Origin of the sequence: Streptomyces sp. NPDC058671, assembly GCF_042716475.1 — a bacterium.
GTDB lineage: Bacteria > Actinomycetota > Actinomycetes > Streptomycetales > Streptomycetaceae > Streptomyces.
On record NZ_JBHXSA010000057.1, the window covers coordinates 1 to 6,790 of the forward strand.

Consider the following 6,790-nt stretch of genomic DNA (forward strand, 5'->3'; position numbering starts at 1 on the left):
GTTCGCAGTGCTCATGACAGGTGTCCAATCCGTTGCGCGAAGCACACAATGCGCTCCAAGGGTCGAGATCACGCCAAGATCGACGCGTCCCACAGCAGGCGACTACCCCGAAACGGACGATTAAACGTCACGTAAAGACGGCCCCCCGCCTCGCCGCGACTGGGTCTCGCAGGGCGCGGGTCTACGCGGACGTACGCCCCCGCCCGGACCCGACCGACTATGTCTTGCCCGGGCGATCACGGATCCCGCCGACTACGTCTTGCCCGGGCGATCACGGATCCCGTGGGAGTCGGATGTGACCAGTGGTGGCGATGCTCGCGAGGGTCCTGTGAAGCCGGCGGACCGCGTCTTCGGCTTCCGCGTACTCCTCGAGGGTCGGCAGGACGGCGCCGAAGGTAGGACCGTGATCAGCGGGCAGAGCGCGCCAGTGCAGGACGGGTGTGAGGGCGGTGGCCGCTGCGCCGAGGAACCAGGCCAGGCGCCCGTGGACGTGGGCGAGAGCGATGGCCACCGCGGCGAGTGCCTCCCGCAGGTGTTCCAACCGCTCGACCTCGGACAGCGCATCCTGGGAGTCCAGGGTGCCCACGATGGCGTCCAGGTCGGCGGCGGCCTGCGCCGCGACGGAACGGTCGTCGGGCTTCAGGACCCACGTGTGGTCACGGATCTGCCGTTCGGATGGGCGGACACCGCAGGGGGATTACGCGGTGGCCGTGTCTGGGCTGCGGGTGTGCGCGACGAGGGCGTGGGCGGCGGTGGGGTGGGCGGGCAGCAGGGTGCTGAGGCCGGTGAGGTCCAGCAGGCGTGTCAGCCGGTCGGGGACGGCGGCGAGGACCAGGGTGCCGTCGGCGGCCTTGGCGCAGCGGAGGATGCCGATCAGGGCGTTGAAGCCGGAGGAGTCGCAGAAGGTGACGGCTGCGAGGTCCAGGATCAGGTGCCGGTGGCCTTGTTCGATCAGGGCCAGTGCCTGGGTGCGGAGGTGGGGGGCGGTGTCGATGTCGAGTTCCCCGGCGACGTGGGCCAGGGCGAGGTCGCCGTCGGTGTGCTGTGCGGTGAGGCGGAAGTCGGTCACGGGCGTCTCTCCGGCGTCTCGCCGGCGGGGGCGATGGTGTGGGCGGTGGCCGTCGCGGTGAGGCCGTCCGCGGCGTCGGCAAGGGGGACGGACAGGGCCAGCAGGGCGACGTCGTCACCTGCCCCGTGGGGCGTGGCGTCGAGGAGGTCGACGGTGTCGCCTATGACCGCCGCCGCGCTGACGGGCCCGGTGCGCGCGGCGAGGAAGCGGGTCAGGCCCTCTTCTCCGATCATGTCTCCTCCCAGGGTGCGGACCTCGGTCAGCCCGTCCGTGTAGAGGAGCAGTCCTTCGCCTGGGGCGAGGTGGATGCTGTGGGAGGCGAAGTGTGCGCCGGCGAGGGCGCCGATGAGCATGCCGCCCTTGGGGTGCACCGCTTCGACTGTCCCCTGGCCGCGCAGGTGGTAGGCCGGGGGGTGCCCGCCGGTGGCCACCGTGATGGTGACCCCTTCGTCCTCGTGTGGTTCGAGGACGCCGAAGACGGCGGTGCAGAACCGGGTGCCGACGGCGGGGTCGAGGAGCAGCGCCGTGTTCAGGGAGGTGAGGACTTTCTCGGGGTCGGGGTTGATCAGGGCGGCGGCGCGCAGGGTGTAGCGGGTCAGGGAGGTCAGGGCGGCGGCTTCGGGGCCTTTGCCGCACACGTCTCCGAGGAAGAACGCCCACCTGTCGCCGTCGAGGGGGAAGACGTCGTAGAAGTCGCCGCCCACGTTCTGCGGGGAGGCGGTGGCGTAGTGGCAGGCCATTTCCAGGCCCGGCACTACCGGCAGTGCGGGCGGCAGCAGGGTGCGCTGGAGGGTGGAGGCGAACGCCTGGATGGCGGCCGTGTCGCGTTCCGCGCGCTCGCGGGCTTCCTCCTGTTCGATGCGCCGCTCCTGCTCGGTGCGCAGGGCGTTCAAGGCGGCCAGGCGCATCTCCAGCTCGTCGAGCACGATCGCGGCCAGGTCCGCGAGGGTGGCGGTGTCGTCCTCGGTGATCAGGCGGGGCTTGGTGTCGAGGATGTTGACGGTGCCCAGCCGGTGTCCGTCACGGGTGGTGATCGGGGCGGCGGCGTAGAAACGGACCGCCATCGGCCCGGTGACCAGGCCGTTGTTGAAGGCGACGGGGTCGGTGAGTGTGTCCGGGATCACCAGGGTTTCGTCGGAGAGGATCGCCGAACCGCACAGGCCCGGCTCCCGGTCGATCTCGCTGACGCCTTCCAGGCCGTATGCGGCCTTGAACCAGATCCGGTCCTCGTCCACGATCGTCACGCTCGCCACCGGCACCGTGAACAGGCGGGCCGCCATCGCCGCAACACGGTCGAACGCGCCGTCGGGCGGGGTGTCGAGGATGTTGTAGCGGCGCACCGCGTCCATCCGGGCCGCTTCTTGTACCGCACTGAGCGTCCGCCGGCCTGGCGTGCCCGAGGGGCCGGTCGCGTGTCGCGCTTGCGGCATCGATTGCCTTTCCTTGCCGCGCCAGCCTTGGTGGCCAACGACTGTCGCAGCCTAGGGGCTGTCCGATGGGTCGTGTGACGCTCCTGCTGGGAACTCGTTCCGTGGGACATGGGGCGGGGAGGTCTTTCGGATGAAGAGTGGGCTCGGCTAGAGCCGTTCCCGTCCTGGAAGAGATCCGCGTGCCCCGGCAGGCTGGTGGACGACCGCGCACGGGCGTACGTCTTCCACGGGACAGTCACTGTGGCCGCGATCCGCCTATGGCTCCGTCCGGAGTGAAGTGCCCCGTTCAGATAGAGATCCTCGGCACCCAGGTAGTGGTGGCGAAGTTCGCTGAGTACGCGCTCGTCAACGGCCCTGACGTCCCCGGAGGAACTGTCGAACTCGGTCAGGACGAGCACCAGCTTGTCCGCGGCGAACCCACGTGCTTCGGCGTCATTCCACTGGAGGAAGGGGGATCGTCAGCGACAACAAGGTCAACGTGTCCATGCCGGCGTCGGCGGACCGTCTCTCCATCTCGACACAGCGAGGATCGACGATCTCGTCGCACTCGACGCGCCAGGTCAGGTCGAGGCCGAAGCCGCCGAGGCGAACCAGTAGCCCTCGCCTCCGGTGTTCGGGTCGATCCCGACGAACCGTAACGTCATCGCGTGCTCCCGCGTCGAGTCGGTTGCGCATAGTTGCGCGATGACCGTCCCGCGCGCTGGTCCCCTCGGTCAAGAGGACCGAGAACCTCGGAAGGCATCCCCACGCGCTGCGGCGCGGGCCAGCCCTCCCGGGGCCAGCTCCTGCCGGCGGGACGGGCGTCCAGCGCCGTACGCAGGCGCCGCGCGAGGGGCTGGTACCGCTGGACGAAGTCGGGGTCCTACAGCTGGTCGGGCTCGGGCCACTGCCTGTGCGGGTCAGGCCGGCGCCCGGCGACCAGCCCAAGGGGCGCAGTCCGGCACGGTCCTGTCCCGGTCGACGCGCGCCGGGTAGTCCGCGTCAACGGGCAGCTCCCCGTTGACTGCCAGGTCACCCCGTCCAAGACGTGGCAAGGTGCGGGGATCCGAAGAAGAAGCCCAGGCAGCGCTCGCGCAGAACCGCCGCGCTTTGCTCAGGGCTCAGCGGGTACACCGGTCTGGGGGCTGAAAGCTTCAGCCAGCCGTCAGAGCATGGGGGCGTCGCGGTCACTCGCAGGGATGAGAGCATCCGGGCTCTGGGGGCATGGGAAGAGAAGGTTTTCGAGCGCGTCCGAGGCGAAGAGGAAAACCACCATCGCAGCAGGTAGAAGCAGGCTGAGCAGAATCACAGAACCTCCCAGCAGGACGGTCTGTGGGCTTCACGGCCCGGGTTCCAGGATGAGCCCGAATGACTGAACGCGCACGGTGGGCCAGGGGACCTCTCCCCCGCTGGACGGCATCGTGCGGGCATACCCGGATGAGGTGGGCGTCAACGGGGGTGTCCCGGTATCGCCGGTTCGCGGAGACTAGGGGAGCCGTGCCCTCTCAACACCCATCTGGCCGCGGGGCTGAAGCGGTACGAGGCCGAACACGACTGGCTCACCACCGTCCGGCTTCCGCCGTACGCACCCGACCTGAATCCCGTCGAGGCCGCTGGTCACACGTGCGCAGAGCAATGGCCAACACCGCTTTCACCACACCCGACGACCTTGACCGCAAGCTCCGCAGCGAGTTACGCAGGATCCGACTCCGGCCCCGTCTCATCGACGGCTGTCTCACCGCCGCAAGACTGGCCATCAACCTGCCGACCCCACTCTGAAAATCTCAGTAGTGGCCACCACAAGCCGGGGCCGCGAACCGAATGTCCTTCACGCGGAAAGTGCCTTCCTCTGGTGACGACAGAACCCCTAGCCAAGGTCCATCGTCCCAGTTCAGGAAGGCACTTTTGCGTTTCTACTCTAACGCTCAGCCGCACCGCAACCGAAACGGTGAGGTTAGCCCTGGATTAGCCTTGGTGGCTTACGGGCTTGTCGCCGTAGCCGTAGCTGTAGACGTCGTGCTGCTCACCGTGGCCGGGCTTGTCGGGCCCTCCGTCATGGCCGTGGCCCGGCTTGTCGTGGTGGCCGGGGCCGCCCGGCTTGTCGTGGTGGCCAGGCCAGCCGGGCTTGTCGGGGTAGTCCGGCTTGCCAGGATTGTCACCGTGTCCGCCGGTGGTGTTCCCGGCGGTGTTGCCCACAGTGTTCCCGCTGGTGGTGTTCCCGGCAGTGTTGCCCGCAACGTTCCCCGAGGTGCTGCCCTGCGTGATCCCGACGGTGTTGCCGGAGATGCTCCCCGAGGTTCCACCAGTGGTCGTGCCCGTGGTGGTTCCGGTGGTCGTGCCCGTGGTGGTTCCGGTGGTCGTGCCCGTGGTGGTTCCGGTGGTCGTGCCCGTGGTGGTTCCGGTGGTCGTGCCGGTCGTCGTTCCACCGGTGGTGGTCGCGCATCCGCCGAGGAAGATCCTGTTGGTGTCGAGCGTCACGGCGCCGTTGCGGGCCAGTGCACGGCCCTCAATGTTCGCCCCCGTGGTCACGCTGATCGAGGTGAGGGCCATGATCGTGCCGACGAAGGTGGAGTCGGTGCCGAGGGTGGCCGAACTTCCGATCTGCCAGTACACGTTGCACGCCGAAGCTCCGTTCGTCAGGAGCACCCGGCTGGAGGACGCTGTCGTCAGGGCTTCGGGAATCTGGAACACCCAGACGGCGTTGGGGTTTCCCCCGGCGTCCAGAATCAGATCGCCGGTGAGTCCGACACCGGAGACAGCGGTGTGGACGCCCGGAAGCAGCGTGTCGCCGTTGCCGATGCCCGCCGGAAGCGCGAAGTCCGTGGCCTGGCCGGCCGCGTTGTTGTACGCCACGACCAGATCGGACTTGGCCTGTTGGGCGACAGCGTCCGCAGAATGCACCTCGCCGAGCACGATGCCGGGGGGAAAACCGCTGATGGCTGTGCCCGGGTGCACCCCAAGGTCGTGGTCGATCACGGAGGGCCCGGTGTTGGTGACCTCCGAACCTGCCAGAACGGAGAAACTGGCGGCGGTGCCCAGAGGGACGGGGGTCGCAATGGCCAGCGCCTGTGTCGGCGTCACAGCGACCATTACGGCGGCAACCGTTGCGGCGAGAGCCGAGACCAGACAGCCGGACAAAGTACGGCGCCGAGCCGCTTGAGGGAACTGTTGCTTCATCGAGAGGTCATTCCTGTGAGGGAGGGGCGTGGCGTGATTTCCCGGGCCCTACCGATCGCTCGGGAAAACTTCCTTATATCACTGCTGCATATTACGCAGGGACATTCCCGCACCAGCAATAACCAAGGACAGAGAGGGGGGTAATGGGAAATTCAACAAACGGTGAAGCGTGATGATAATCTGCAAATTCATTCCAATTGCCGCCTGCCATGCCCCCAACCGCACAGGCCGTGTTACTCCAGATGAGCCAATAGCGCCCCCTGTCCATACATCAAACTCAACCCTCTCTGGAAAAGTGCCGCCAACCAGGTGATCTCACGAGCTCACCGCATACGGGCGTGGCGATATTATTTAGACCTCGTTTCCTTTGGTCGTGAGGCGTGCTGTTGAACGCGCCGGTGGCTCTCAGCGCGGCTGAGAGCCTCCGGGCATGAGCTACGACCTTGCTGTCTAGAAGGGCGAGAGGCCGCGGATCACGAGACCGCCGGCCGGGTCTCAGCGACCTGTCCGACCGCTACACGTCGGCTGCCGACGCGGCGCGGGGACCTTCTTCTTCGTGGTCTGCCGGGGCTTGGTGGCCGTGCGCGGAGTGGTCTTCGTCGTTTTCTTCGTGCTCTTCGCGGCTATGGGCCGCCTGGTCGTCGGCGTGGTCCGGCGGGCGGGCCGTAGGGGGGGCGGGCCGTACGGCCGGTCGCGCGGCGGCTGGCGCGGGGACGGCTTTCGGCGGGGTGGGCCGGGGGTCGGTGGCGGCCAGGGATTCGCGGGGTGCGGCCGGGATGGGCTCGGCCCACGTCCGTGTCGGGAGCGGGGCCGGCGGGCGGTCGGGAGCGCGGCGGGCCGGGGTGGAGCGTCGGGGGTGGGGGCGTGGGGGACTGCCACGCATCCGGTGGTGAGGAGCGCGGCGAGGGCGGTGAGGAGCGTGGGGCGGGGGTGCATGGGGTTCACGCTGCAGCAGCGGGGGCGCGGTCTGGGGACGTCGCGGGCGGGTCCACCGTGATGAGTGACTGGGCGGGACTTTCGGACGGCTGCGGAACGGCGGTGGCGCCCGTCCGGCGGTCCGGGCGGGCGCCACCGGGACTGGGTTTTTCCGGGCGGTCACGGGTGCCGGGGGAGTGGGGTGTTTCCAGTGGTTGCG

4 protein-coding genes are annotated in these 6,790 nt (G+C 68.6%); all 4 read right to left on the reverse strand.

What is annotated here, in order from left to right; all coding sequences use genetic code 11:
* Positions 1 to 271: 271 nt before the first annotated feature.
* The gene (locus tag ACFWV2_RS32905) at positions 272 to 586 is read right to left on the reverse strand and encodes a hypothetical protein (RefSeq protein WP_384411056.1); all 315 of its coding nucleotides are present in this window, start codon (positions 584 to 586) and stop codon (positions 272 to 274) included.
* Positions 587 to 697: 111 nt separating this feature from the next.
* A complete protein-coding gene (locus tag ACFWV2_RS32910) occupies positions 698 to 1,069 on the reverse strand; it encodes an STAS domain-containing protein (protein ID WP_384411059.1) in 372 nt (123 codons plus the stop codon).
* Complete coding sequence (locus tag ACFWV2_RS32915; protein ID WP_384411062.1) at positions 1,066 to 2,418, reverse strand: PP2C family protein-serine/threonine phosphatase; 1,353 nt, start codon at positions 2,416 to 2,418, stop codon at positions 1,066 to 1,068. The genes ACFWV2_RS32910 and ACFWV2_RS32915 overlap by 4 nt, the downstream gene beginning before the upstream one ends.
* Positions 2,419 to 4,443: 2,025 nt before the next feature.
* Positions 4,444 to 5,655, reverse strand: a complete 1,212-nt coding sequence (locus tag ACFWV2_RS32920; RefSeq protein ID WP_384411065.1) for an ice-binding family protein — start codon at positions 5,653 to 5,655, stop codon at positions 4,444 to 4,446.
* Between the last annotated feature and the right edge of the window lie 1,135 nt (positions 5,656 to 6,790).

Bases quoted from the DNA above. Each gene is read 5' to 3' on its own strand.
- ACFWV2_RS32915 (WP_384411062.1), bottom strand. From the start codon at position 2,418: ATGGACGCGGTGCGCCGCTACAACATCCTCGACACCCCGCCCGACGGC.
- ACFWV2_RS32920 (WP_384411065.1), bottom strand. From the start codon at position 5,655: ATGAAGCAACAGTTCCCTCAAGCGGCTCGGCGCCGTACTTTGTCCGGC.